Annotated in this window: 19 protein-coding genes; 1 reads left to right on the top strand and 18 read right to left on the bottom strand. The window is 61.2% G+C overall.

Features of this window, described 5'->3' with window-relative positions:
• Window position 1: 1 nt before the first annotated feature.
• The 7 genes from ACEXKH_RS06145 to ACEXKH_RS06115 all read right to left on the bottom strand — a co-directional run bounded on the left by ACEXKH_RS06145 (window position 2) and on the right by ACEXKH_RS06115 (window position 10,728).
• Window positions 2-1,045, bottom strand: coding sequence for a DHH family phosphoesterase (locus tag ACEXKH_RS06145; protein ID WP_373573473.1), 1,044 nt, complete (start codon window positions 1,043-1,045; stop codon window positions 2-4).
• On the bottom strand, window positions 1,046-1,447 hold the full coding sequence (gene rbfA / locus ACEXKH_RS06140) for a 30S ribosome-binding factor RbfA (protein ID WP_373573472.1): 402 nt from the start codon (window positions 1,445-1,447) through the stop codon (window positions 1,046-1,048).
• An 11-nt stretch (window positions 1,448-1,458) separates the two neighbouring features.
• Window positions 1,459-4,173 (bottom strand): translation initiation factor IF-2, encoded by a 2,715-nt coding sequence (infB, locus tag ACEXKH_RS06135; RefSeq protein ID WP_373573471.1) that lies wholly within the window; start codon window positions 4,171-4,173, stop codon window positions 1,459-1,461.
• Window positions 4,174-4,264: 91 nt separating this feature from the next.
• On the bottom strand, window positions 4,265-5,512 hold the full coding sequence (gene nusA / locus ACEXKH_RS06130; RefSeq protein ID WP_022094169.1) for a transcription termination factor NusA: 1,248 nt from the start codon (window positions 5,510-5,512) through the stop codon (window positions 4,265-4,267).
• A gap of 1 nt (window position 5,513) precedes the next feature.
• Window positions 5,514-6,008, bottom strand: a complete 495-nt coding sequence (gene rimP / locus ACEXKH_RS06125) for a ribosome maturation factor RimP (protein ID WP_118267782.1) — start codon at window positions 6,006-6,008, stop codon at window positions 5,514-5,516.
• A 258-nt stretch (window positions 6,009-6,266) separates the two neighbouring features.
• Window positions 6,267-8,843, bottom strand: a complete 2,577-nt coding sequence (gene leuS / locus ACEXKH_RS06120; protein WP_373573470.1) for a leucine--tRNA ligase — start codon at window positions 8,841-8,843, stop codon at window positions 6,267-6,269.
• Between the two features lie 373 nt (window positions 8,844-9,216).
• Window positions 9,217-10,728, bottom strand: a complete 1,512-nt coding sequence (locus ACEXKH_RS06115) for an IMP dehydrogenase (RefSeq protein ID WP_055251158.1) — start codon at window positions 10,726-10,728, stop codon at window positions 9,217-9,219.
• Window positions 10,729-10,921: 193 nt separating this feature from the next.
• Here ACEXKH_RS06115 and ACEXKH_RS06110 point away from each other — a divergent pair, with 193 nt between their 5' ends.
• On the top strand, window positions 10,922-11,269 hold the full coding sequence (locus tag ACEXKH_RS06110; protein ID WP_195362327.1) for a winged helix-turn-helix domain-containing protein: 348 nt from the start codon (window positions 10,922-10,924) through the stop codon (window positions 11,267-11,269).
• A 226-nt stretch (window positions 11,270-11,495) separates the two neighbouring features.
• Here ACEXKH_RS06110 and ACEXKH_RS06105 read toward each other — a convergent pair whose 3' ends face one another.
• The 11 genes from ACEXKH_RS06105 to ACEXKH_RS06055 all read right to left on the bottom strand — a co-directional run bounded on the left by ACEXKH_RS06105 (window position 11,496) and on the right by ACEXKH_RS06055 (window position 25,244).
• The gene (locus ACEXKH_RS06105; RefSeq protein WP_195362326.1) at window positions 11,496-12,488 is read right to left on the bottom strand and encodes a PLP-dependent transferase; all 993 of its coding nucleotides are present in this window, start codon (window positions 12,486-12,488) and stop codon (window positions 11,496-11,498) included.
• A 96-nt stretch (window positions 12,489-12,584) separates the two neighbouring features.
• Window positions 12,585-14,114 (bottom strand): glycoside hydrolase family 32 protein, encoded by a 1,530-nt coding sequence (locus ACEXKH_RS06100; RefSeq protein WP_373573469.1) that lies wholly within the window; start codon window positions 14,112-14,114, stop codon window positions 12,585-12,587.
• A 106-nt stretch (window positions 14,115-14,220) separates the two neighbouring features.
• Window positions 14,221-15,621, bottom strand: coding sequence for a PTS transporter subunit EIIC (locus tag ACEXKH_RS06095; protein ID WP_373573468.1), 1,401 nt, complete (start codon window positions 15,619-15,621; stop codon window positions 14,221-14,223).
• 184 nt (window positions 15,622-15,805) lie between these two features.
• Entirely contained in the window at window positions 15,806-16,777 is a 972-nt protein-coding gene (locus ACEXKH_RS06090; RefSeq protein WP_373573507.1) for a LacI family DNA-binding transcriptional regulator, read from the bottom strand.
• 85 nt (window positions 16,778-16,862) lie between these two features.
• On the bottom strand, window positions 16,863-17,528 hold the full coding sequence (locus ACEXKH_RS06085; RefSeq protein ID WP_195361925.1) for a DUF4956 domain-containing protein: 666 nt from the start codon (window positions 17,526-17,528) through the stop codon (window positions 16,863-16,865).
• A 3-nt stretch (window positions 17,529-17,531) separates the two neighbouring features.
• On the bottom strand, window positions 17,532-18,323 hold the full coding sequence (locus ACEXKH_RS06080) for a polyphosphate polymerase domain-containing protein (RefSeq protein WP_373573467.1): 792 nt from the start codon (window positions 18,321-18,323) through the stop codon (window positions 17,532-17,534).
• Window positions 18,310-20,079, bottom strand: coding sequence for a CotH kinase family protein (locus ACEXKH_RS06075; RefSeq protein WP_373573466.1), 1,770 nt, complete (start codon window positions 20,077-20,079; stop codon window positions 18,310-18,312). The genes ACEXKH_RS06080 and ACEXKH_RS06075 overlap by 14 nt, the downstream gene beginning before the upstream one ends.
• A complete protein-coding gene (gene pelG, locus ACEXKH_RS06070; RefSeq protein WP_373573465.1) occupies window positions 20,069-21,613 on the bottom strand; it encodes an exopolysaccharide Pel transporter PelG in 1,545 nt (514 codons plus the stop codon). The genes ACEXKH_RS06075 and pelG overlap by 11 nt, the downstream gene beginning before the upstream one ends.
• A 3-nt stretch (window positions 21,614-21,616) precedes the next feature.
• Window positions 21,617-23,044: a GT4 family glycosyltransferase PelF gene (pelF, locus tag ACEXKH_RS06065; RefSeq protein ID WP_373573464.1), complete on the bottom strand. Its 1,428-nt coding sequence runs from the start codon at window positions 23,042-23,044 to the stop codon at window positions 21,617-21,619.
• Window positions 23,041-24,921, bottom strand: coding sequence for a DUF2194 domain-containing protein (locus ACEXKH_RS06060; RefSeq protein WP_373573463.1), 1,881 nt, complete (start codon window positions 24,919-24,921; stop codon window positions 23,041-23,043). The genes pelF and ACEXKH_RS06060 overlap by 4 nt, the downstream gene beginning before the upstream one ends.
• Window positions 24,918-25,244, bottom strand: a complete 327-nt coding sequence (locus tag ACEXKH_RS06055; protein WP_373573462.1) for a hypothetical protein — start codon at window positions 25,242-25,244, stop codon at window positions 24,918-24,920. Before ACEXKH_RS06055 ends, ACEXKH_RS06060 begins: the two co-directional genes overlap by 4 nt.
• Window positions 25,245-25,321 lie beyond the last annotated feature (77 nt).

Genomic DNA, 25,321 nt, shown 5'->3' with positions numbered 1-25,321 from the left:
GTTAGAGCTCGACGGTCACCGAAGCGGGATCCTCCCCTACCAGCTCGGCCAGCATGGGAAGTGCCACGGCGAGCGTCTCGCGAATCGTTCCGTTGTTGGAAAAGCCGGCGGCGGCATGATGCCCGCCACCGCCAAAGTTGGCAGCGATCTCGGACACATCGAGGTCACCCTTGGAGCGCAGGTTGCCGCGCACCTTGGTATCGCCCTCAATGCCCTTCAGGAACAGGCAGACCTCCACGCCCATCACCGAACGCACCACATCGACAAGGCCGTCGCACTCATCCGAAGTGACGCCGCAAGCCTCGAGGTCGCTCTGGTACGCATAGCTATATGCCACGCGACCGTGCGCCACGGTCTTGATACGACCCATAACGATGGACTTGAGATGCAAGAACTCTACGCGCATGCTCTGGTAGACCTCGAGCGCGACGCGCGCCGGATCGGCACCGTGCGCGACCAGGCGCGAGGCGGCGTGGAACGCAGCGGCATCGGCGTTTTGGTACTGAAAACGACCGGTATCGGTCACCAGGCCGCACAGCAGGCAGGTCGCGACACCATCGCGAGCCACAATGCCGCAATTGTCCAAAAAGCGGTCGATGATCATGGCGCAGGCCGCGGCGCCGACACACCTCAGGCTCAGCTCGGCAAATTCCTCGCGCGCCGGATGGTGATCGAAACACACCACATGCGACGAGCGGCGGAGCACCTCGGCTGAGTTGTTCAGACGCTCGACGACCGGCACGTCCACCGAGATGAACAGGTCCGGATTGCCGGTATACGCAGATGCCGGCACCAGACGGTCGGCGCCTTCCATAAAGCGGTAGATGCGCGGAACCGGGTCATCGTCTGCCAGCAGCAGGGCAATGTCCTTGTTGGGGAAAAACTTCATAAGTGATAAGCCCAAACCCAGCACGGAGCCCAGGGCGTCACCATCGGGAGACGTATGTCCCGAAATCGCAATGGAGGACGCACCCTCGATAAGCTCGAGGATGCGTCGCTGAATATCTGCAGACTCGCACGATGCGAGGTCGGCGGAATTACTCATCTAAAGCTGCCTCCTGGCGGCATCCGCAATTGGATAGCCGTCCTCGTCCTTTTCGATCGCAAGCGTGGCGGGAACGTTTTCCAGCGCGCGCGTGATGCGCTCGGCCTCATCGGTCGAGCGATCGATGCGAAAATCGAGCTCGGGCGTGACGCGCCAATCGAGCGAGCGGGCCAACAGGCTACGGATGCGGCCCTTGGCGCTGGCAAGCGCCTCCATGACCTCGTCGTAGCGGCTCGCGTCGCACGACACGTACACGCGCGCGAACGAACGGTCCACCGCGACCTCGACCGCGGTCAGGGTGACCAGGTCGAGACGCGGATCGGAAACCTCAAAGAGCAGGATATAACCGAGCTTCTCGCGAAGCTGCTCGCCCAGACGGCGGGTTGCCTGCGTTTGCTTCATAGCGCTACCCCCTACTCGGTACGGGCAACCTGGTCAATGCGGTAGCCCTCAATGGTGTCGCCAGGCTTGATGTCCTGGAAGTTCTCCAGGCCAATACCGCCCTCGGAGCCGCTCTTGAGGCTCTTGGCCTCGTCCTTGTAGTGGCGCATCGAGGCGATTTTACCGTTGAAGACCACGATGCCGTCGCGGACCAGGCGTACGGAATCGGTCGCGGCGATCTCGCCCTCTTCGACGCGGACACCGGCGGCGATGCCGACTTTGGGCACCTTGAAGGTGTCCAGGACGGTCGCAGTGCCCGTGGAGACCTCAACCTCGGTGGGCTTGAGCATGCCGATACGGGCAGCGTCGAGGTCCTCGAGGCACTTGTAGATGACGTCGTAGCAACGGATCTCGACGCCCTCGCGCTCGGCGGCGGAGCGGGCCTTGCCGTCGGGACGAACGCCAAAGCCGATGATGATGGCGTTGGAGGCGTCGGCCAGGACCACGTCGGTCTCGTTGATGGCACCAACGGCGGAGTGGATCGTGTTGATGCGCACCTCGGACTGATCCATCTTGTCGAGGGAGTCCTGAAGGGCCTCGATGGAACCCTGGACGTCGGCCTTGATGATCAGGTTGAGCTCCTTGACCTCGGCGTCGGCGATAGTCTCGAAGAGGTTCTCGAGCGTCACGTGCTTCACGCGGCTCTGCTCCTCGATACGGGCCTTGAGCGAACGCTCGTCGGCCAGCGCACGTGCCTCGCGCTCGTCCTCGAACACGCGGAACTCATCGCCGGCGTTGGGGACGGACTGCAGGCCCAAGATCTCGACGGCGTCGGAAGGACCGGCCTCGGTGACGGCGTTGCCCTTGGGGTCGAGCATGGCACGGACGCGGCCATAGGTGAGGCCGGCGACCAGCGTGTCGCCCACGCGCAGGGTGCCGCGGGTCACGAGCACGGTGGCAACCGAGCCGCGGCCCTTGTCGAGCTTAGCCTCGAGGACGTTGCCCGATGCGAACGTATCGGGGTTAGCCTTGAGCTCGAGCACGTCGGCCTGGAGCAGCACGGTCTCGAGCAGGTCGTCGATACCGATCTTCTGCTTGGCCGAGATGTTGACGAACATGTTCTGTCCGCCCCACTCCTCGGGGATGATGCCGTACTCGGTGAGCTCCTGGCGCACGCGGTCGGGGTTGGCACCCGGCTTATCGATCTTGTTGACGGCGACGACGATGGGAACGCCGGCGGCCTTGGCGTGGTTGATCGACTCGATGGTCTGGGGCATGACGCCGTCGTCGGCAGCCACGATCAGAATGACGATGTCGGTCACCTTGGCGCCGCGGGCACGCATAGCCGTAAAGGTGGCGTGACCGGGGGTATCGATGAAGGTGATCTTGCGGTCGTTGATCATGACCTGCGAAGCGCCGATGGCCTGAGTAATGCCGCCCGCCTCGCCGGCAGCGACGCCGGTGTGACGGATGGCGTCGAGCAGGCTCGTCTTGCCGTGGTCGACGTGGCCCATGACGGTGACGACCGGGGCGCGCGGTTTAAGGTCGGCGGGATCGTCGTAGAACGAGAAGGTGTTCTCCTCCTCGGGGGTGATGATCTTGATCTGACGGCCCAGGTCGTCGGCAACGAGTTCGACGAGGTCGTCGGACATGGACTGCGTCATGGTAAGCGGCGTGCCCAGCAGGAACAGGCGCTTGATGATGTCGTTGGCCGGAACGTCGAGCGCCTCGGCGAGCTCCTGGACGGTAACGCCCTGGGAGACCTTGATGGCGTCGAGGTCCTCGGGGTTCACGCCCTGGGCCAGCGCCTCCTCAATCTTGCGCTCTTCCTGAGCCTTTGCGGCCTCGCGCTCGCGCTTCTCCTTGCGCTTTTTGCGGCGACCAGTGGACTCGCGAGAGGCCTCCTCGACGGCAGCACGAGCCTCCTCGAGCACCTTCTCGCGGCTGTACTCCTCGGCCTCGCGAGCCATGCGGCTGTAGTGGTCCTCTTCGTTGTTGTGACCGCCCTTGCGCTTCTTGCCCTTGCCCTGCTTGTCGGGGTTGGGGAAGTCCATGCCGGCAGCGACGTTGTTGCTGGCGTTGGTGCGATGGCTGTGCGGACGGCTCTCGGAGGCATTGCGCTCGGAGTTGTTGTCGGAGGCGTTGCGATCGTTACGACGGCCACCGCGACGGTCGTTGTTGCCGCCACGACGGTTGCCGCGCTCGGCAGCGCGCTCGGCCTTGGCCTTCTCCTCGGCGTCCTTCTTCTCCTTGAGCACGGTCTCCTGTGCGGCGATCTGGTCGAGCAGCGAACGGAAACGCGAACCGGAATCGGAAGCGGGAACGGCGCGGCGCTGGGCCTCGCGGGCAGCCTCCTCCTTCTCGCGGGCAAGACGCTCCTGCTCGGCCTTCTTCTTAGCCTCGGCCTCGGCGCGGGCGGCCTCCTCGGCGGCCTGGGCGGCGGCGAACTGGCGGCGCTCCTCCTCGCGCGCCTTCTCGGCGGCGATGCGCTCGCGCTCTGCCTCGGCAGCGCGTGCTGCCTCCTCGGCGGCAGCGGCCTGCTCCTCGGCCAGCTTGGCGGCCTCGACTTCCTGGGCGCGGGCCTCGATCACCGAGGCGAGCTGCTTGCGGACCATGGCGACGTATGCGTCCTCCAGAGCGGAGGAAGCGGACTTAGCGGGAATCTTCATTTCGGCGAGATGACCCATCAGTTCCTTGGAGGTCATGCCGAACTCTTTGGCCAGGGTGGACACACGGACTTTTGCCATATGACTTCACCTACCCTTTCTGGCACCTTGGGTGCCTAGAGACTGAACGAGCGTGGGGTATGCGCTGGGACCCGCCCGGCGCGACCGCGCGCTAGATCAGGTCCTCCGCATCATCGAAGGCGTCGGTGTCGTGGACACCGCAGAAACGGGAGCCGGGACGGGCCTGGTTGCGGCACTGGATGCCGTCCTCGGACACGAACTCGCAGCGACGGACGTCCTCGTCCTCCTCGTCACCGATCAGGTCGGCGGCGGGCTCCTCGTGAACGGGAACATTCTTGAGGATGTCGGCGGCAAGGGTCTCGGACTTAATGTCGATGTGCCAGCCGGTCAGGCGCGCGGCGAGGCGGGCATTCTGGCCCTCCTTGCCGATGGCGAGGGACAGCTGGTCATCGGGCACGATGACGCCGGCGTAGGCCTTCTCCTCGTCGATAAGGACGCGGGTGACCTTGGCAGGCGACAGGGCGTTGGCGACGTAGACGGCCGGATCGGCATCCCACAGGATGACGTCGACGCGCTCGCCACGGAGCTCGCCCACGACGGCGCGAACACGGCTGCCCTTAGGGCCGACGCAGGCGCCCACGGGATCCAGGCGATCGTCGAGCGAGTGGACGGCGACCTTAGAGCGCTGACCGGGCTCGCGGGCGATCGACTTGATCTGGACGGTGCCCTCATAGATCTCGGGCACCTCCTGCTCAAACAGACGACGCATGAGCTCGGGGTGGGTACGGGAGATGACAATCGGCGGACGGCTGTGCTCGCCACGGACCGGCTGCAGGTTGGAGTTGGGGTCGCGAACGTCGATGATCACGGCCTTGATATGCTGGTTGTGCAGGTAGCGCTCGCCCATCGGACGCTCGTTGCGCTCGTTCTCGTAACGGCGCTGGTCGAAGTGCGGAAGCTCGGCCTCGACGCCCTCGCGAATCTTGACGATCGTGAAGTCGGGCGTGGACTGCAGCACGGTACCGCTGATGAGGTCACCGATGCGGCCGGAGAACTCCTCGTAGATCTGCTCGCGGGCGGAGTTGCGTACGATGGCGTTGATCTCGGCCTTGGCGTGCTGGGCGGCGATACGGCTCGTGTTCTTAGGAGTGACGTCGATCTCCTCGAACTCGGTGAAGTTGCCCTCCTCGTCCATGGAATCGTCGATCGGCTCCAGACGGTAGACGTAGATCTTGCCGGTGGTGCGGTCGATGGTCACCTTGGCGCCCCACTCAAGATGCAGGATCTCGGCATAGCTCTTGGCGAGCGACTGCTCCAGGCGGTCGATCAGGTAGAGCTGGTCGATGTGCTTCTCCTGGCAAAGCTCCATCAGGGCGGACATCATGTCGGATGCTGCCATCTTACTTTCCTTCCTTCGCGGGCTTGAAGTCATAGGTGGGCTTCAACTTGCACTTTTTAACATCAGAGAAATCGAGGGTGACGGACTCGCCGTCCTCGAGCTCGAGGGTCACGTTCGTCTCGGTGGCAGCGGCAATCTTGCCGGCGTACTTGCGACGGCCCTCGGTGGCGGTGGAGGTGAGCTCGCAGTTCTCGCCCACAAAACGGGCAAAGTCACTCGGGCGGCGCAGCGGGCGCGCCATACCCGGGCTCGACACCTCGAGCGTATAGCTCGAAGAGATGGGGTCGAGCTCCTCAATCACATCGCCGACCCATTTGGTGTTGGCCGTGACGTCGTTGAGCGACAGGCTCTGACCCTCGGCACCCTCGATACGCACACGCACGCAGGGGGCCTTGGTGGCACCCACGAGCTCAACGTCGACGATGTCGACATCGTGCTGGGGAGCAACGGCCTCGAGCGCGTCGATGATCGCCTGCTCGGTCTTGGTCTTGACCATTGCGGCACCTCCATCCATACAAAAAAGAAGCGGGGCCGAAACCCCACTTCTTTCAATTACAACTTCATTTGCAAGCAAACTATACCAATACCTGCACAAACGTGCAACCACAACACAAACCCGCAGGTCAGCGTGAGCACAGGTTCTCCACAAGAATAGAACAATTAACTGTAGGCACCAGGACAGGTGCATGAAAAACGAGGGGCGACCCAGCCGGATCGCCCCTCGCCTATAGCACGTCAACCATGCGCGCAGCGCTTACTTGACCACCAGGTTAACCAGCTTGCCAGGCACGCAGATGGCCTTGACGACCGTCTTGCCCTCGAGCCACTTGGCAACGGCTTCCTCGGCGGCAGCCTGCATCTCCTCGTTGGAGGCGTCGCGGGCAACGTCGATGCGACCACGGACCTTGCCGAGCACCTGTACGACGATCTGCACCGTGTCCTCGATGGACTCGGCCAGGTCGAACTCGGGCCAGGCGGCGGTGTAGGCATTGCCCTCACAGCCGAGTGCCTCATGCCACAGCTCGTCGGCCCAGAACGGGCAGATGGGAGCAAGGACGCTCACGATATCCTTGGCCACACCGTAGCACAGCGCCTTGTCACGGGAATCGCCCTCGGTGGCGTTGAGGTAGGCACTCGCGGCGTTGACGAGCTCCATGACGGCCGAGATCGCGGTGTTGAACTGGCCGCGGTCGAAGTCCTCGGTGCACTTGGCAATGGTGCGATGACGCTCGCGGTAGAGCTTCATCGCGGTCTCGTCGAGCGCGGACTTGTCAAAGGCCACGTTGGCGTCGCCGGACTGGACGAGCTGCCACACGATACGCCAGGCGCGCTTAATGAAGCGGTTGGCGCCCTCGACGGCCTTGGGATCCCAGTCGAAGTCCTTCTCGGGCGGGGCGATAAACAGGATCGCCAGACGCATGGTGTCGGCGCCGTAGGGCTCGATGACCGAGCTCGGGGGCACGACGTTGCCCTTGGACTTGGACATGGTGTCGCCGTTCTCGTCCTTGACCATACCCTGGCACAGCAGGTTGGTGAAGGGCTCGTCAACGCTCAGCAGGCCCAGGTCGCGCAGTGCCTTGGTAAAGAAGCGGCTGTAGAGCAGGTGCAAAATGGCGTGCTCGATGCCGCCGATGTAGTTATCGACGGGCATCCAACGGTCAGCCGCCTCGCGGGAGAAGGGCAGCTCGGTGTTGTGCGGGTCGGTATAGCGCAGGTAATACCAGCTGGAGCAGGTGAAGGTGTCCATGGTATCGGTCTCACGCTTGGCCGGGCGACCGCAGACCGGGCAGGTGGTCTCGTAGAACTCCTTGCACTCTGCGAGGGTCTCGCCGGCGCCCAGATCAAGGTTCTCGGGCAGCGTCACCGGCAGCTGGTCCTCGGGCACGGGCACGATGCCGCAGTGCTCGCAGTGGATGGCCGGGATGGGGTTGCCCCAGTAGCGCTGGCGGCTGATGAGCCAGTCGCGCAGACGGAACTCGACCTTACGACGGCCGCAGCCCATGGCCTCGAGGTCGGCCACGATCGCAGCCTCGCCCTCGGAATGCTTGCCGCCGCGCATGCCGGTGTACTTGCCGGACTGGACAAGCGTGCCCTCGGCAGCGTGGGCGCAATCCCAATCGACGGTCTCGGCATGGAAGGTATCGATGGTCTCGCCGCTGGCCTCGACGGCAGCGCGGTCGTCATCGTCCAGGATGATCGGCACAATAGGCAGATCGTACTTGCGGGCGAACTCAAAGTCACGCTGGTCGCCGCAGGGAACGGCCATGACGGCGCCGGTGCCGTAGTCGGCAACGACATAATCGGCAACCCACACGGGGACCTTCTCGCCGTTGACGGGGTTCACCACATAGCGGCCGGTAAAGGCACCGTGCTTCTCGAGGGTGCCCTGGGCACGCTCGACGGCAGAGATATGCTTGGAGTCCTCGACGATCTTGGTGACGGCCTCCTCGTACTCCGTGCCCTCGACGAGCTCGTGCAGGCACTCATACTCGGGAGCCAGGACAAAGAAGGAGACGCCGAAGAGCGTGTCGGCACGTGTGGTGAAGACGGTGATCTTACCCTCGTCGCCCTCGATAGGCTCGCCATCCTTGTCGCACAGGGTAAAGTCGACCTCGGCGCCCTCGGAGCGGCCGATCCAGTTAGCCTGCATCTGCTTGACGCGCTCGGGCCAGCCGGGGAGCTTCTCCAGGTCGTCGAGCAGCTCCTGGGAGTACTCGGTAATCTTGAAGTACCACTGCTCCAGGTCGCGTTTCTCGGGCTCGGTGCCGCAGCGCCAGCACTTACCCTCGGTGACCTGCTCGTTGGCCAGAACGGTCTTACAGGTGGGGCACCAATTGACCGGGTTCTTCTTGCGGTAGACCAGGCCCTTTTCCCACATCTTCTCAAAGATCCACTGGCCCCAGCGGTAATAGTCGGGGCTGCAGGTCTTGACCATGCGATCCAGATCGTAGGAGAAGCCCATGCGCTTCATCGTGGAAAGCGCCTGATCCATGTTCTTATACGTCCAGGCGGCAGCCTGCGTGTTGTGCTTGATGGCGGCATTCTCGGCGGGCAGGCCAAAGGCATCGAAGCCGATGGGGTGCAGCACGTCGTAGCCGCGCATGCGGGCCTGACGGGCCATGGCATCGCCGATGGTGTAGTTGCGCGCGTGACCCATGTGCAGGTCGCCCGACGGATACGGGAACATCTCGAGCACGTACTTCTTGGGCTTACTGTCGTCGGTGTCGACGGCAAAGAGGTTGGAGTCCTCCCAGGCCTTCATCCACCTAGACTCAATGGCCTGCGCGTCGTATGCAGGGATCTCGTCCTTATGATCTGTGCAATCGCACATATCAGCTCCTTTGTTATCTCGGTTGGGGCGGGGCGTTCTTACCTTTGCTCGCTGCTGCGGACAGTCCTGCTCGCACGAAGAGCACATTAAGTGCTCTTCGGCTCGTGCGGAACTTGCAGCGAGCAAAGGTAAGAACGCCCCGCCACATCGTTAACTCGCATGATGATAGCAAATACGACAAGCGAGATGCCTGCGACTTGCAGGCATCTCGCTTTATCTAAATAACGTGGTTGTGAATCAACCGCTATTTGTTAATCGTCCTAGCATGGACGGGTTTTCCAAGTACCGCAGATTGCCGTGAAAGAGGAGCGACGCGTACTTTGGTACGCGAGCGACGGTTTGAACGGCAAGGTGCGGTGCTTGGGAAAGCCGCTTAGCGGTAGCTGACGCTTTGCTGGGAGTCCTTGACGACAACGTCGTGGGCGCCGCCTTCGACGATGGAGGTGGAGCTGACCAGGGTCAGGCGAGCCTTTTCCTGGAGCTCGGGGATCGAGAGGGCACCGCAGTTGCACATCGTGGACTTAACCTTGTAAAGCGTACCGCCCACGCCGTCCTTGAGGGAGCCGGCGTACGGGACGTAGGAGTCGACGCCCTCGACGAAGCTGAGCTTCGCGGCGCCGCCCAGGTCGTAACGCTGCCAGTTGCGGGCACGCGCGGAACCCTCGCCCCAGTACTCCTTCATATACTGACCGTTGACGTTAACGCGCTCGGTCGGGCTCTCGTCAAAGCGGGCAAAGTAACGGCCCAGCATCATAAAGTCGGCGCCCATGGCAAGGGCGAGCGTCATGTGGTAATCGTAGACGATGCCGCCGTCGGAGCACACGGGCACGTAGACGCCGGTCTCCTCGTAGTACTCGTCGCGAGCACGGCAGACGTCGATCAGCGCAGTAGCCTGGCCACGGCCGATGCCCTTGGTCTCGCGGGTGATGCAGATGGAGCCGCCGCCGATACCGACCTTGATGAAGTCGGCACCGCAGTCGGCCAAAAAGCGGAAGCCCTCGGCGTCGACGACGTTACCGGCACCGACCTTGACGTCCTCGCCGTAGTTGGCGCGGATCCACTCGATGGTGCGCTTCTGCCACTCGCTGAAGCCCTCGGAAGAGTCGATGCACAGGACATCGGCGCCGGCCTCGATGAGCAGCGGCACGCGCTCGGCATAGTCGCGGGTGTTGATACCGGCGCCGACCATGTAGCGCTTGTCGCCGTCGAGCAGCTCGTTGGGGTTGGTCTTGTGGCTGTCGTAGTCCTTACGGAAAACGATGCCCATGAGGTGATCGTTGTCGTCGACGATGGGCAGGGCGTTGAGCTTGTTGTCCCAGATGACGTCGTTGGCAACCTTGAGGCTGATGTTCTTGTCGCCCACGATGAGCTGCTCACGCGGGGTCATGAACTCGGAGACCTTCGTCTGGTGGTCATCGCGGCTGGGGCGATAGTCACGGCTGGTGACGATACCCAGGAGCTTACCCTTGGGAGTGCCGTCGTCGGTGACCGGCATGGTGGAGTGACCGGTCTTCTCCTTGAGCTCGATGACCTGCTCCATGGTCATGTCGGGGGTCAGCGTGGAATCGGACTGAACGAAGCCGGCCTTGTGATCCTTGACGGCCTTGACCATAGCGGCTTCGGACTCGGCGCTCTGGGAACCGTAAATGAAGGACAGGCCACCCTCGGTAGCGAGCGCGACACCCATGTCGACGCCCGAGACGGACTGCATGATGGCGGAAACCATGGGGATGTTCAGGGTGATTGCCGGCTTCTCACCGCGCTTAAAGCGGGTTAGCGGCGTCTTAAGAGAGACGTTGTTGGGGATGCACTGCGAGGACGAGTAACCAGGGACCAGCAGATACTCCGAAAACGTGTGGGACTCACCGGGAAAGAACGTAGCCATGTTTCTCCTTTTTCCATGCGACCGGTCGGCTGCAGGCCTCGTAGGACCCAGCCCAACCTTGGGCGCCCAATACTGGGGAAGTATCTTAACGCACTTTGACTGCTACAATGCATGATTTAAGAAGAGCACACGAGGGTTTGACGCAGGCTTTGCGTTTGCCCAGCAAACACTTTAGCGGAGAGACGTGGAGCACATGGAGTACAAGACGACGGCAAAGTTGGTCATTCAAGCGTGCGACAAAGATCTACCGGGCGTGTTTGGTCACGGCTGCGTCTTGTTGCTGCAGGGTATTGCCCGCGAGCACTCGCTCAACCGCGCCGCCAAGAGCATGGGCATGGCGTATTCCAAGGCCTGGCGCATCGTGAACGAGGCCGAAGGTCAGCTGGGCTGCAAGCTCATCGAGCGCGACGGAGCCCGCGGATCCACCCTCACCCCCGCCGGCGAGCGAGCCATAGCGGTCTACGAGGAGCTGCAGGCCGACATCAACAACGTCATCGCCACCAAAGCCGACGCTCTCATCGCCAGCATCAATGCAGAGTAGTCCTTTTGGGGCTGAATTGTTGTCCACCGCACCCTCGGATTGAGGCTCGCGCCACAAAAACGGGCCCATCTACTACGTTTAGCTGAATACCCTCGACCATACCGGACATTATGAAATTAAAACCGCTGGTAGACAGCTTGGTAATTTTCAAAATAGGCGGGCATGGTCGACCCCTATGGCTTAAACGTAGTAAATAGGCCGTTTTCGTGGCGCAGGCCCCGATTAGCTACTTGCGGAGGGCGTTGTCTAGGGTGGCGGCCACGATCAAGGGGTTGTCGGTGCCGGCAAAGAGGCGGATGGTGCTCCCCTGCTTGCCACGCGGAGCCGAAAGGCGCGTTGTTGGGCCGCCTGCGGGTGATGTGCGGAATTCATCCGGCAGCATGCTGAAGAATTCGCCCGCGGTGCAGTCCATCAGGTCAAATTCAACTGCCGGGCCAAAGCCGTGCTCGAGGATTCCCGTTGCAACCGCATGGTCGGGATGCGAGGTCAGCCCAGGATAGCGCACGCCGTGCACCATCTCGTTCGCGGCCAAATACTCGGCCAGTGCACGCGCGCGGTCGACGTGTGCCTGCATGCGGGTGTCGAGCGTGTCGAGCCCGTGCTCTAGAACCTCGGCCTCATCGGAGGACAAGTCGAGCGCGGCCAATCCGCAGCCCTCGAGCAGCGCATGCGCGCACTCGGCCGCGGCGTCCACGCGATGGCGCTTGAGCTGCGAGCGCGCGACCGACGCCGCCACGAGCTTGCGCGGCGCCTCACCGGCACACACGCGGTCAAGTGCCTCGAGCGACAGCACGGCACCCAGCCGCAGCGGATCGCAGCCAAAGACGTCAGCCACGGTGTTGTCCACAACCAGCAGCGCATGGGCCTCACGCGCCGCCCGACCCAGCGCGCGCAGATTGGGCACACGCAGACCAAACCCGCCGATGGAGTTTAAAAACCACCACAGGTGCGGCCCCTCGGCATCAAACGAAGCATCAAAGCCCTTGGACGCAGCAGCAAACGCGGCAGCCGACGGCTCCCCCACCATAGCCACGTCGCAGGCATCAAAGCCGTGCGCAAACGCATCGGCAAAGTCGTCCGCAAACGCAACCAGGCGGTCACCGGGGCGCACAATCCCCAACAGAGACAGCGCCGCCGGCACATGCAGGGCCGCAACAAGACGCGCCTCACGCGAGCCGGCCCTCAAAGCCCAGGCCTCCTCTAGCTGCTGTACATCCACAAGGCACCGTCCCTTCATAAACAAAAACCCACGATGCGGGTGTTCCCCGCATCGTGGGCAACGGCTGCAGTATAGCGCCGATATGCGACGAATCGCCTAGATGTTGAGCGTGTGATAGGTCACGCTCGCACCTGCGGCGTCAACGGACACGCCATAGGTCGCAGGGTAGATACGCGTGGAGAACACAAGCGCACCGTCGTTGACAAACACCTCGACCGACGAGACGTCGCCAACAATGCGCACGTTGCGCACCTCGTCGACGGGCTCCCAGCGCACAGTACGACCGTAGCCGGCAGAAGCGCGACCCTCATCGGTAAATCGCATCTCAAAACGCGAGGGCAGTTCGCCCTCGGCGGGCACAAATACCAGCTTCAGCTCGCCATCAACAGTCGCGGTAAACGCGCCGTCGACACCGTCGGCAACAACGTCAAAGCAGGTATCGCCGGCAACCTCCAACGAACCCTCCCCCACACGCACCGAGGCATAATGGTGTTCAATCTCGCGCGCCGGCTGCTGCAGCACCACGCCGTCGGCACCGGCTGTAAGCTCACGCGGCGCTGTCATGCAGTGCTGCCAGCCACGCGCCACGGTGGGGCCGTTACCATAGGTCGGCTCATCGGGCATGCCCATCCAGCCGATCAGAATGTGGCGACCGTCCTCGGCCGTGAACTCCTGCGGAGCATAGAAGTCAAAACCGGCGTCCCACAGGCGGAACTCGCCCAGCTCATAGGCACCGTCACCACCGGTAATTTCGCCCGTTACAGGCATGTAGCCAGCAGCGTATACGTTGCCGCGGTCCCAACGGCCGCCCTCAAGGCCCTGGGGCGAGAATGACAAAAATGCAGCGGTATTGCCATTCGCATCGAGCTCTATATAGCCGGGGCACTCCCACATAAAGCCAAAACGCTCGGACGTAGACACACGGCTCTCGAGTTCCCAGCTCAGCATATCGGCCGAGCCGTACACCAAGATCTCGCCCACATCGCGACCGGCGCCCTCGCCATGCATGGCGCAAAAACGGCTCTCGACATGCGGCCCGTCAACGCGACGACGCGCGCCCAGCACCATGTGATAGCGACCGGCCTCATCGCGCCACACCTTGGGATCGCGCACGTGGCACGTCAGATCCTCGGGATAGTCCTCCGACGCCAGCACCACGCGCTTTTGGCTGAACGTCTGCCCATCGACACTCTCGACATACACGGTGTCGGCGCGACGGCCGGAGTTGACATAGTCAAAGACGCCGCCCGCATCGGGGAGCTTAACGTTGCCGGTATAGAGCACGCGAATGCGGCCGTCCTCGGCAAGCGCGGAGCCCGAATACACGCCATGGCAATCGAATGGCTCGTCGGGCAGCAGCGGGGCGCCAACGTAGTCCCACGTCATAAGATCGCGACTCGCCGCATGGCCCCACATCTTGACGCCGCCGTTCACATCAAACGGGGCATACTGAAAGTACGCGTGAAATACGCCATCTGCCTGGCAAAGACCGTTGGGGTCGTTGAGCCAGCCCGCCGGCGGCATAATATGAAAGCGCTGGCCATACGCGCCATGACCGCACTCAGAGGCGGCGGCGTCAACAGCGGCGACCAGCTTTGCAAGGTCGCGACCAAGTGCATTAGACATATCAAAGTCCTAACGGATCGAAAGTTACAAGGCGCCAGAGATCGGCGCCAAATACGGGAAACGCCCGCGAGCATACAGCCCACGGGTGTTCCTCAATCAAAAGCTCTTAGGCCTGCTCGGAAGCCTTGGGCTCATCCTTGTACAGGACAAACGAGACAGCAAAGGAAACCAGCGCGGCGACCGCAAACATGATCGCGTACTGCACGGGCTGGGCCAGGCACAGCAGGATACCGAAGATACCGGTAACGCCCGTGCCGGAGGCGGCCAGCGAAGTGAGCGCGCAGGCCAGGGCACCGCAACCGCCGCCGATGCAGCCGGCGATGAAGGGCTTAAAGAAGCGCAGGTTCACACCAAAGATGGCAGGCTCGGTAATGCCCATGAAGGCGGACAGGGCCGAAGGAAGCGCCAGACCCTTGATCTTGGCATCGCGGGTCTTAAATGCAACGGCGAGCGCGGCACCACCCTGGGCGATGTTGGCGGCACTGGCGATGGGCAGCCAGTAAGTCACGCCGTACTGGGCGAGCTGGCCCAGGTCGATGGCGGTGTACATCTGGTGGATACCGGTAACGACCGTGGGAGCATAGAACAGGCCGACGATAAAGGAACCGATGCCGAAGGGCAGGGTGAGCAGGGCCTGGATCAGACCGAGGATGGCGTTCTCAGCCCAGACAAAGATGGGGCCGACGGCAACGAGAGTCACGAGCACGGTCACGAACACCGAGACGAGCGGGGTCACAAAGAGGTCGAACATCTCGGGGACAACCTTGTGGAGGCGCTTCTCCAAGAAGGCGAGGATGGCGCAGGCGATAACGATGGGGATCACGTGGCCCTGATAACCGACCCACTCAAAGCTGTACATACCGGGAATGACGTTGACCATGGTCTGCACGCCCTCGGAGGCAACCGTGTAGGCGCTCTGCAACGAGGAGTTGATGAACGCACCACCGACGACGGCGCCCAGATACGGGTTGGCTCCAAAGGCCTTAGCGGCGGAGTAACCGATCAGGATCTGCAGGATGCCAAAGGACGTTCCCGAGACCAGGTCGGCAATCTTGTAGATAAAGTTATTGGTGTCGAGCGCGATAAAGCCGTTGGAGGCCATAAAGTTGAGGGCACTCATAATGCCCAGCAGCAGGCCCGAAGCCACGATGGCGGGGATGATGGGGACAAAGACGTCGCCGAGCACCTTAATGGCACGCATAAAGATGTTCTGCTGCTGCGCCGCGGCCTCCTTGACCTCGGCCTTGGTGGCAGCCTCGACGCCGCTGAGCGCAATGAACTCGTCGTAGACCTTGTTGACGGTGCCGGTGCCAAAAATAATCTGGAGCTGGCCTTGGGCCTCAAAGACGCCCTTGGCGCCGTCAATATTCTCGAGGGCCTCCTTGTCAACCTTCGCGTTATCGGCAATCACCAGGCGCAGACGCGTGGCGCAATGCGCGGCAGAGACGACGTTGTCGGCGCCACCGATGTTGTCGAGCACCTCTTGGGCTGATTTGCGGTAGTCCATGACTTCCCTTTCCTCCAACGGGCGCATGTGCACCCGGCCATCTTTGACACTTACACTGTAATCGTTTTCAGTTTCATATGTCTGTAATCGTTTTCACAGAAGGGCGAACGGTAGGAAAATGCCGGTGAATGGTAGTTTTACGGCAAAAACAGGGGCCTCAAAGGCAGGCAGACATGCCCAAAGCCTAGACATTCATAAGTTGATGGCCGAGTTTGAGCGTCTTGAGACCGCTCTCCCCCTCCACGCCATCGAGCGTGTTGAGCAACATATTGGTCGCCTCGACGCCACTGGTCAGGTAGCCATAATGCACGGTGGGAATGCCGCCCGTCAGCGCGCGCAAAAACGCGTTGTCGCCAAAACCGCTCACGCGGTGTATACCCTCGCCCATGCCGCGAACCTCATCGATGGCACGCAGCGCGCCCGCCGCCATGGTGTCGGTCGCGCACGCGATAAACGAAACATCGGGTACTTCGCCCAGCAGCTCGCGCGACGCACGATAGCCGGAATCGAGGGTAAAGGACCCGCGGCGAATCAGCTCGGGATCGAGCACAACACCCGCGGCGCCCAGACCAGCTTCAAAACCACGACGACGGTCGTAACCGGCGGCACGGTCTTCCTCGGTAACTCCAATATAGGCAATCTTGCCGTCCACACGGCCCGCAAGCGCATGGCCCAGTTCAAAGGCAGCCTCGAAATCGTCATGGTAGACGCAAGCCGCGCCCTCGACGTTTTGGCCGATCAGCACAATGGGCACGTGGCAAGACGCAATGGCCGCACGATGTTCGTCGGTGATCATGGTCGCCACGAGTACAATGCCATCGACCGGGTGATTTTGGAATAAATCGAGGTACTCGAGCTCGCGATCAGGGGCGTTGTCGGTATTGGCGAGCAGCATCTGGTAGCCACGGTGACCGAGCACCTGGCCAATGCCGGCGGTAATGCGGCTAACGGATTCCGAGTTAATCTTGGGCACGATGACGCCGATGAGTTTGGTGGAGCCGGTGCGCAGCGCGCGAGCCTGGCTGGACCGCACGTATCCGGTCAGCTCAATCGCCTGCTTAATGCGCGCGGCCTTATCCGCCGAGATATATCCACCGTTGAGGTAGCGCGAGACGGCGGCACTCGAAACGCCGGCCAGCTCGGCCACATCTTTCATCTTTACCACGAGCACCCCTGTCGTTGAAATCGCTTACACAATGATACCTGTTCGTTCCGGCGTTCTGACGAACGCCGGAACATAGTTAGCCGTGGTATTCGCCGTTGTATTGGATTAACGTCAGGTCCTCCACGCCTTCGAGCGCGCGAATGGCATCCGCATAGGGCATATCCACACCGTCTGAGAACACCTCGACGGCCATCTCCACCTTGTCGCCGCGCATGGTCTTAGACTTAACGGTGAACTTGGTGCGTCCAAATGCACGCACGATATCATCGCCGGTGGTCTGGCCCGTGTAGTGGATGACCATCATGTACACGCGCGCCTTGTCCTGGTGGCTCGCAAAGCTAGCGATCATCGCCACGATCACCACTGCCGTGAGCCCCACGAGCGCATACATGCCGGCGCCCGCCGTAATGCCCGTGGTAATGGCCCAAAACAGATACAGCAGGTCGAGCGGGTCCTTGACCGCCGTACGGTAGCGGACGATGGACAGAGCACCGACCATACCGAGCGAGATGACCACGTTGGTCGAGATCGCTAGCGTCACCATGCAGGTGAGCACGCACATGCCCACGAGCGTCACGGCAAAGCTGCGCGAGTACACCACGCCGGTAAAGAAGCGCTTGTACACGCAATAGATCAGAATGCCCATGGCGAGTGCCACGAGCAGCGACAGACCGATCTTGGCAGGGTCGACCTGGCCAAACGCCTCCAAGACGGAGTTCTTAAAAAAGTCCCTGGTGCTCATGGTCTAAATATCCCCTCGGTTCTCATAATCCGATTCCCAGTAGTTAAAGCCGCGCAAGTAGGCGGTCTTTTCGTAGCACAGGCAGTACTTGGAGACCGCCGTGAGCTCCGCCGCGCCCGGCGGTACCATATCACGCACCAGCTGCGGGCAAAACTCGGTAAACTTGACCTCCATCACCAGCTTGCCCGGCTCCAGCACGGGCAATGCGGGCAAGGTCGCGTCAAAAATATCGAAGCTTCCCACAGCCGCGCGCACGTTCATGTCAAACGTAACGCGCACGGTGCCCTCGTCCATCACCCACGGCTCGCGCTCGTAGTCCACGATGGTGCGCGGGCGCATCATGTTGCAGATGCACTCGATATAGAACTCACGGCAGAGCTGATGCGGGCTGCGCAGCAAAAAGTCATAGTCGCCGGCGAGGACCTGCTCAAACTCGTCGCGGGTGAGCGGCGCATCCTCCTTGTAGATCCAGCTGCCGTACTTCTTTTTACGCTCGAGCTTAATCACCTTGTCGCTGCCGTTATAGATGCGCACGCGATACTTTTTGCGCATCAGGATACCGGCGTCTTTTTCCTCGTAGGCCGAGTTGCAGTAGTCGTCAAAATACAGGCTGCGGATGGTGTAACCGCCCGCCCGTGCATGCTTGTCCAGCTTAAAGACCGGCGACATGCGACAGGCAAGCGCGGCGTGCTCGCCCTCGTTAATGAGATATTTGAGTTCGTGGCGGTAGCGCTCCTGCGTAGCACGCGCAGGCGGGGCCGCCAGGCGCTCAAGCAGCGCGCTAGCCCTCCTCATACGTGTCCTCCACGACCTTACCGCCGTCTTGCACGTAAAAACACTTCATCCCGTACTGTTTGCCGTCGTCGGTCACATAATAGTCAAACGCATCTTGCGTATAGCCGTCGGAGTTGATGGCGCGCACACGCACAAAGTACTGGCCGGCATCGGGCGCATCGCACGTCACCTCCGGCAGCAGCACATCCTCGGCCTTAAAGACCACGTCGCTAATGGCGTAATCGCGCGCCAGCTCGACGGTATAGCGAATGTCGCGCGCATCAAAGTCGTACGCGGCGTCCCAGTTAACGCGCAGCTTACCGTTATCGATCTGCGGCACACCAATGTAGAACGGCATGGGCTTCTTATAGCTCTCGCGATAGCTCTTGTAATTCTCCTCAATCTCGGAGGGGATGGCCGCGGCGATCTGCTCGTATTCGTCCTTGGTCACGGGCAGGTTATCGAGGTCGGGCGCAGCAAAGACGAGCGGCTCCGTGACCTCGCGATAATGCTCGACCATCTTGCTCAGACGCTCTTCGGTCAAATACGAGCGCAGGTCCTTGACGGCGCTATCGAGTTCGCTGCGGAACGACTTGCTGCGCAACGCGCGGTTAAATAGCACGTTGCCCCAGTAGTTGCTCACGCCGCGCTCCCAGCTCGCATAATCCGAGAACCCTGTCAGGCTCAACTCGAACTTGCGCAGCATGCCGTCGTTATCCCAATCCAGGATGTACCAGACCTTGGAGTTAAGCGGGCTGTACAGATAGCAGTTACGGTTCTGCGTATCGCAATTGCCCGTCAAGATCTGAAACGCCATCCAATAGGCCAGGTTCTCGGTATCGAAGTAGGTGTCGAGCACATCATCGATCTTTTGCGTATCGTCGTTGAGCGCATCGAGCATCTCGATTAACTTGGTATGGTCCGAATCGCCCTTAATCTCGAGCATGCCCTCAAACGCCGTCTGGTTATAGTCGGGGTCATCGGTGAGCTTAATAGTGTCCTCAAAGCGATGGAAATCGAAGCTGTTCACCTTATACAGATGCCCGCTCTTATCCAGACCGTGGGCCTTGAGCGCCGTTTTGTTGAGCTGCTCGACCTGCGTAAACAGACCGTAGTCCTCAAAGGTGTCGTTGGATTTTTCGGTCTGGTCGCACACCCATAAGTGCACAAACTGCGTGCGCAGGCCCATCATCTGGGGAATGCCACGGATCAAATCGTAGGCCATCTTGTTACGAAAGCGCATGCCCTCGCCCATATGCTTGTTGAGCGCAATCGCGCGCTGCTGGCGCCAGGTACCCTTTCCTTTTTTGAGCTCCACCTTGTAATTCTTCTGCGTATAACCGCTCGACGTCTGGCCGCGCACCTGCACGGTAGCATTGGGCGCTTCCTCGCCATAGCCAACCTCGCCGGCCACTGGGCCGTCTTCGTCGCCCGCCTGCAAAAGGCCCATAACCTGATAGCGTGCCACGCCCATGTCGGCGTAGTCATAAACCGAGTACGTATTGATCTCGGCCCAGCTATGATCAGTGTTCTCGGAGCTGTTGCCGCGCGAGACCGTCAGGTACATACATACGATGCCCGAGTCATCGTAGACCTCGTAGAGCTCGTCCTTGTCGCGAAGGTGCTTGGTCTCGCTAGACGCATCGGCCTTATTAATCTTGCCCTGCTTCTTGGTCTTTTTTGTCGAGGATTCGTCCTGCGCAGAGCAGCCCGAAAGCAGCAACGTGCCGGCAGCCGCCTCAATCAAGCGGCGACGCGATATCATCCTATCGGTCATCAGGACCTCCCCAACGATTGCGATACACACGGACCACCGTGCGCTCAAACGCACCATGTGGCTCGCCCTCTAGACGCAGCTCCTCATAGCGCTGTTCGGCACGGTCGAGCAAGCAGCCCAGCTCCGTAAAGCGACCCGTCTTGTCGGTCGCCACAATGGGCTGCTGACTCAGGATACGATACGGCAAGTTGGCGGTATAGGTATCGAGCCGCATGAGCGCCACAACAAAAAACACCGCCGCGCCGAGCAAAAATCCAAAGCCATAAAACTGTTGCGGAAAGAACAGCGAGACGATAGTCGCCAGCCCCGCCACGCCCGCGAACAGCCCGGAGGCAAGCACGGCGCCCTTGTAGTCGGTAAAGTACAGCAAGATGAGCATCACCGTATTGCCCACGGCATACAGGCCATAGCCCACACACAGCGTGCGGAAATACCCGTGCATCAGGTTGTTGAAGCCCAGTGGCAGGGCCGAGAGCACCGTGGTCTCGAGCGAGATGACCGCTGCCGTCACAAACAGCTGCTTGAGCGCGCAAAACCGCAGCTCCCGGTTGAGCGTGGCGAGCATTTCCTCCTCGGCCACCACGATGTCGCCCACCACGCCGCCGTCGTTAAACAGGCTGTAGTAGTCGCGGTAGCGCGGATAGAAGTTGACCTCGACCGACACCACAAAGTTGACGGTCGTGACCAGAATGGTCAAAAACGCAATGAGCGCCGGCACATCGTGGTAGGGTGCGCCATAAAACAAGCCCTTGACCTGCACGCCAATGGGGCCGGCCCAAATAATTACCAGATGTGCAAAGAGTCCCAGGTTGGTAAACAGGCCCGTGAGCGCGAGCCGCATAAATTGGTCAAGCCAGCGCAAAAAGAGCCAGGGGCTGCGGTCGCTCTGCGGAAAATACCGGTACAGCAGCACCACGTCCCAGGCGAGCATGACGCCATAGCCCAGGGCGATTGACGCCAACAGGCCCTCGACCGGCGGCAACCCCAGCACCAGCGCGGCCAAGGCACACAGGCACGCCATGCCAATGGCCGCGGCAAAACTGCACAGAATACCACGGTAATCCTTAATGGCCGTGAGGTAACTCATGCCGTTCCAGTTGACGATCATAATGTTGAACAGCCACAGGCACAGCAGCCCCTGCAGCAGCGTGGCGCCCGAAAACAGCAAAAAGATGCCGTAGAGCACCGTGCCCGCAATGAGCATGATGGCATTGGAGCCCCAAAACGAAGGCAAGACCTCTTCTTCGCGCTCAGCAAACAGCATGTCGGCCAAAAAACGCGTGACCGGCATGGAGAAAAAGCTCGTGAGCGTAAGCGACGCCAGCAGCGTATAGGTCACCATGCACACCAGCAGGTCCTGGTTGGCACGGCCCACACCCCACAGGCCGCATAGCACCAAAATGCCCACCTGCAGCAGCACGCCCAGCAGCATGGGGCCCGTGCACACAATGCCGGCGTAGCCATAGGCGCGCATCGTGGCAAACAGGCCCTTGCGCCCAAACAGGCGTTTGAGCTCAAAACCGATTCCGGCCACCGACTACTCCCCCTCTCTTGGCAGGTCAAACGCACGCGCCGTCTCGTCGTACAGCGCGCGATAGTTGGCGAGCATCTGCTCGTGCAAAAAGTACGTGGCAACGCGGCGCTGGCCGCGTTCCCCCATCTCAATGCGACGGGCGCGGCTCGCACACATGCGCTCCATGGCATCGGCCAAGCCCTTGCGATACATGGGCGGCGTCACAAAACCCGCCACGCCAAAGTCGTCGCCCGGGGCGCCTTCGAGCAGCTCGCGGCAACAGCCCACCTCAGTCGTCACGCAGGGACGACGCGCTGCAAGCGACTCCAGCACGCTGAGCGGCTGGCCCTCGGAGATGCTCGTCAAAATGGTAAAGTCGAGCTTTTCCATGTACTCGACCACGTTGACGCGGCCGGTAAAGATCAGGTCGCGCACGCCCAGGGTATCGACCAGCGCGTGACATTCGGCGCCGTACTCCTCGTCGTCCACGCCGCCCATGATGTGCAGGCGCACCTTGGGCAGACGCTCGTGCAGTTCAAAGAAGGCATAGATCATGGTCTTAACGTCCTTGATGGGCGCTAGGCGCACCACCGTGCCAATGTCCACCCAGCCATCATCGGGCTTTAAGGGAATGTCCTTAAAGCGGTCAAACTGAATGCCGTTGGGAATGACCAGGCATTTGTCTGCATCGCAGCCCATATCGATCTGGGTTTTGCGAGCGTTATGGAACAAGCTCGTCACGCGGAAAGCGCGGCGGTAGATCTCCTCGGAAAGAAGGTAGAAAAAACGGATCCAGCGGTCCTTAAACGACGGCACCACCCAGTCGGCGCGAATGATCTCTTCCTCGCGTTCGCGGGTATAGATGCCATGCTCGGTCAGCAGCACCGGCGCATGGTGAACGCTTGAGCCCAGGCAGGCGAGCAGACCGCCGTAGCCAGTCGAGATGGCATGGTACGCATCGGCCACCGGCACCTCGCTGCCCAGCAGGTAGAGCACGGGCAGCAACATGGAGCGCATGGTGTGGAATGCGTCGGCAAAAGGCGTATACGGGTACTCAGCCAGGCACACGTCGCGAAAGATATCCATAAAGGCGCGGCTCTGCAAAAACGAGAGCGGATGCACGCGGCGGCGCTGGAAGATATCGAACAGCACGTCCCAATCCGGATTGGAAAGCGACACCAGGCGACGCAGCGCCTCGCGCTCGCGGTCGTTATAGTCTGCCTCTTCCTGCTCGCCCGAAAGGCGCAGGGCTTCGTCCAGAAACACCTCGTGTACCTCGACCACGTTGCTGGGCAGCTCGTAGACAAACTTGCCGCGGTCGGCAGCATGAGCACCGATCACCCACAGCACAAACTCGTGCTCGGGCATGGCCGTGATGTAGCCGTGCATCCAGGTGGACACACCGCCGTGCACATAGGGGTAGCAGCCCTCGAGTACCAAGCAGATTCTCATTTGTCGCCACCCTCCTTGCGCGCAATGGTCACCGTCTTGTCCGTGGCTTTGACCAGGTACAGGTCGCCCGTCAGATGCGTAATCTCGCCACCCGTGACCGCACCCGGCTCGCCGTTGTTGGCGCGGAACATGAGCCACGCTTCGTCGTGGAAATTGCCCAGACTGAGCGTCCAGGCGTCGTCGCTCGTATCCACGCTCACCGTCACGGACGAAAAGCGCTGGATGGCACCCGAGCATTCCGAGCCGGTCTGGTGGCGCAGGTCGGGCGCAGACTTGGTAAGCCAGTCCAGGTAGTCGGTCAGGCCGCCCTTGTAGACCTCCCAGCCCTCCGTAGCGCCGCGATCGGGATCGAGCAGGTCGTCCGGGTGCATAAAGTGCGTGCTCACGTAGTGCATGTTGAGCTCGGACACGGCAGCCAGGCGCATATAGGAATCGTCGACCATGCCGCCCGAGACAATGCGCGGCTGCTCCACGATGCCGTCGCTCGCCACGCCAAACTCTTGCACGTACGGAAGATCGGTGCCGTCCTCAAAATACGTACTGGCGATGGTCTTAATGCGCGGCACGTCCTCGCCAATAATCTTGCGCGCGCGGGCCGAAAGGATGTTTGACGGCGGCACGTAGACCGAGCCGTGCGCGTTGGGCAGCACCTCGTCCTGAAAGGCGATAAGCTCGTTGAGCGATGCGACGAGCGTCTTCTTGTTCTTCCACGTCTTGTAGTCGTACAGCGTTCCATAGTCGGTATCCCAGAGCGCCAGCGGCTGATGGTTATAGCCATGAAAGCCCAGCTCTCCGCCCATCTGCAGCAGCATGCCGCCAAAGTAGCGGAACTGCGTGGTATCGGGCTGGCGCGCGGGCTCGGTCTGATTGACCGCGTCCTCGTAGTTTTCAATCATCACGCCGGTATAGCGAATGCCGTATTTTTGCGCGAGTTTTTGCAGATCGGGCCACCAGACCTTGGCATAAAAATCGGCAATGGAAAGGCCGTAGTCGCGCTTAATGTAAGTGCCGTCGCCCGAGGGCACGGGGCTGGGAAAGTCGTCCAGATAGAAGACGGCGCTGTTGATGACGGGGTAGGCCGTGGCATCGCCCAGCAAGCTGATCGCCGAGGCGTAAAAACCGCGCATGACCTTGTCGTAGACACCGATATTGCACACCACGGTGCGCCCGTCACCGAAATCATTGGACCAAATGATCGGGGCGCCCGCGTCGCCGGTCGTTGCCCACACGTGCGCCGTCTCGCGCAGCGATACCGAAAGCGACGAATCAAAGGGATCCGAGAGCTCATAGCGCTCTCCCCCGCCCAGCATAAAGTCATTGCTCGGCACAATGCTTTCGGCTTTTACATAGTCGTATCCGGCCGATTCAATGCCAAGCTTGGGGGCAATCACTTGCAGATAGCTCGAGTTATCCGGCGGCATGGCGAGCATAAGCGAACCACCGGCACTCACCCAACTCATAATGTCGGTCAGGTGCGTACCGAGCCTATCGAGAGACGGCATGAGCAAAATCACGCAATCAAAGGAAGTCAGCGAGGGGATGGCATCCGCGCCGTCCAGAGCAAGGTCCACATCGCGGTGCGCGATCTTCATGTCGAGCAGAATCTGGTCAAACTGCTCCTTTACATCCTCGACGCCCGCTTGGTCGGTATCGGTAATGACCAGGCACGTGGGCTTTTGGCCAAATATCGCCGAGGAGGCCGGCACCGCATCGTTGGCAGCAAGCATCCCCAGCTTATGCTGGCCCGCACTGTACTGCACGCCGGCACGCTCCACCAGCAGCACGGCGGCCATGGCAATAAAGACCACCCACACCACGAGCAGTCCCGTCCAGCGAAAATGGCCCGCACGGTCGCGGATATGCTGCACCACGCTCATCGGGCCTCCTCTCCGTTGCGCCAAAAAGCCAGCTCCTCGCGGTTGGCGGCACTTAAGTACACATGTTGCTTGTCGATCGCTTCAATCACACGATGGACCTCGTCACCGTCACGGCGCATCACCGCCAGGCGCAGGGAAAGCATCCACACGTCCTGTTCGTCTGGCGCATCGATCACCAACTGGCTCGCGACGTCCTCTGCCTTATCGATCACGCCGGCATCGGCCAGCGCCGTGGCATAGCGGATGCGCAGCGCCGGCCCGTCCTCGCGTTCGCAACGACGCGCGAGCAAGCGTGCATACTGCTGACGCTGAATCTGTGCCACACTGAGTAATCGCCTGCTTTAGCACTGCCGTTATTGCGAATCGGCACCGCTTCGGTATTTCCGCAATATTGCCCTCC

Source organism: Collinsella aerofaciens ATCC 25986, assembly GCF_964259375.1.
Taxonomy (GTDB): Bacteria; Actinomycetota; Coriobacteriia; order Coriobacteriales; family Coriobacteriaceae; genus Collinsella; species Collinsella aerofaciens_BO.
This window is presented reverse-complemented; position numbering and strand designations above follow the sequence as displayed.

Coding starts and splice junctions, on each gene's coding strand:
- ACEXKH_RS06090 (WP_373573507.1), bottom strand. CDS start 16,777: ATGAAAGATGTGGCCGAGCTGGCCGGCGTTTCGAGTGCCGCCGTCTCG.
- leuS (WP_373573470.1), bottom strand. CDS start 8,843: ATGTGCGATTGCACAGATCATAAGGACGAGATCCCTGCATACGACGCG.
- pelF (WP_373573464.1), bottom strand. CDS start 23,044: ATGAGAATCTGCTTGGTACTCGAGGGCTGCTACCCCTATGTGCACGGC.
- ACEXKH_RS06100 (WP_373573469.1), bottom strand. CDS start 14,114: ATGTCTAATGCACTTGGTCGCGACCTTGCAAAGCTGGTCGCCGCTGTT.
- rbfA (WP_373573472.1), bottom strand. CDS start 1,447: ATGAAGCAAACGCAGGCAACCCGCCGTCTGGGCGAGCAGCTTCGCGAG.
- ACEXKH_RS06095 (WP_373573468.1), bottom strand. CDS start 15,621: ATGGACTACCGCAAATCAGCCCAAGAGGTGCTCGACAACATCGGTGGC.
- nusA (WP_022094169.1), bottom strand. CDS start 5,512: ATGGCAGCATCCGACATGATGTCCGCCCTGATGGAGCTTTGCCAGGAG.
- ACEXKH_RS06080 (WP_373573467.1), bottom strand. CDS start 18,323: ATGAGGAGGGCTAGCGCGCTGCTTGAGCGCCTGGCGGCCCCGCCTGCG.
- ACEXKH_RS06060 (WP_373573463.1), bottom strand. CDS start 24,921: ATGAGCGTGGTGCAGCATATCCGCGACCGTGCGGGCCATTTTCGCTGG.
- ACEXKH_RS06110 (WP_195362327.1), top strand. CDS start 10,922: ATGGAGTACAAGACGACGGCAAAGTTGGTCATTCAAGCGTGCGACAAA.
- ACEXKH_RS06115 (WP_055251158.1), bottom strand. CDS start 10,728: ATGGCTACGTTCTTTCCCGGTGAGTCCCACACGTTTTCGGAGTATCTG.
- ACEXKH_RS06145 (WP_373573473.1), bottom strand. CDS start 1,045: ATGAGTAATTCCGCCGACCTCGCATCGTGCGAGTCTGCAGATATTCAG.
- infB (WP_373573471.1), bottom strand. CDS start 4,173: ATGGCAAAAGTCCGTGTGTCCACCCTGGCCAAAGAGTTCGGCATGACC.
- ACEXKH_RS06085 (WP_195361925.1), bottom strand. CDS start 17,528: ATGAGCACCAGGGACTTTTTTAAGAACTCCGTCTTGGAGGCGTTTGGC.
- rimP (WP_118267782.1), bottom strand. CDS start 6,008: ATGGTCAAGACCAAGACCGAGCAGGCGATCATCGACGCGCTCGAGGCC.
- ACEXKH_RS06075 (WP_373573466.1), bottom strand. CDS start 20,079: ATGACCGATAGGATGATATCGCGTCGCCGCTTGATTGAGGCGGCTGCC.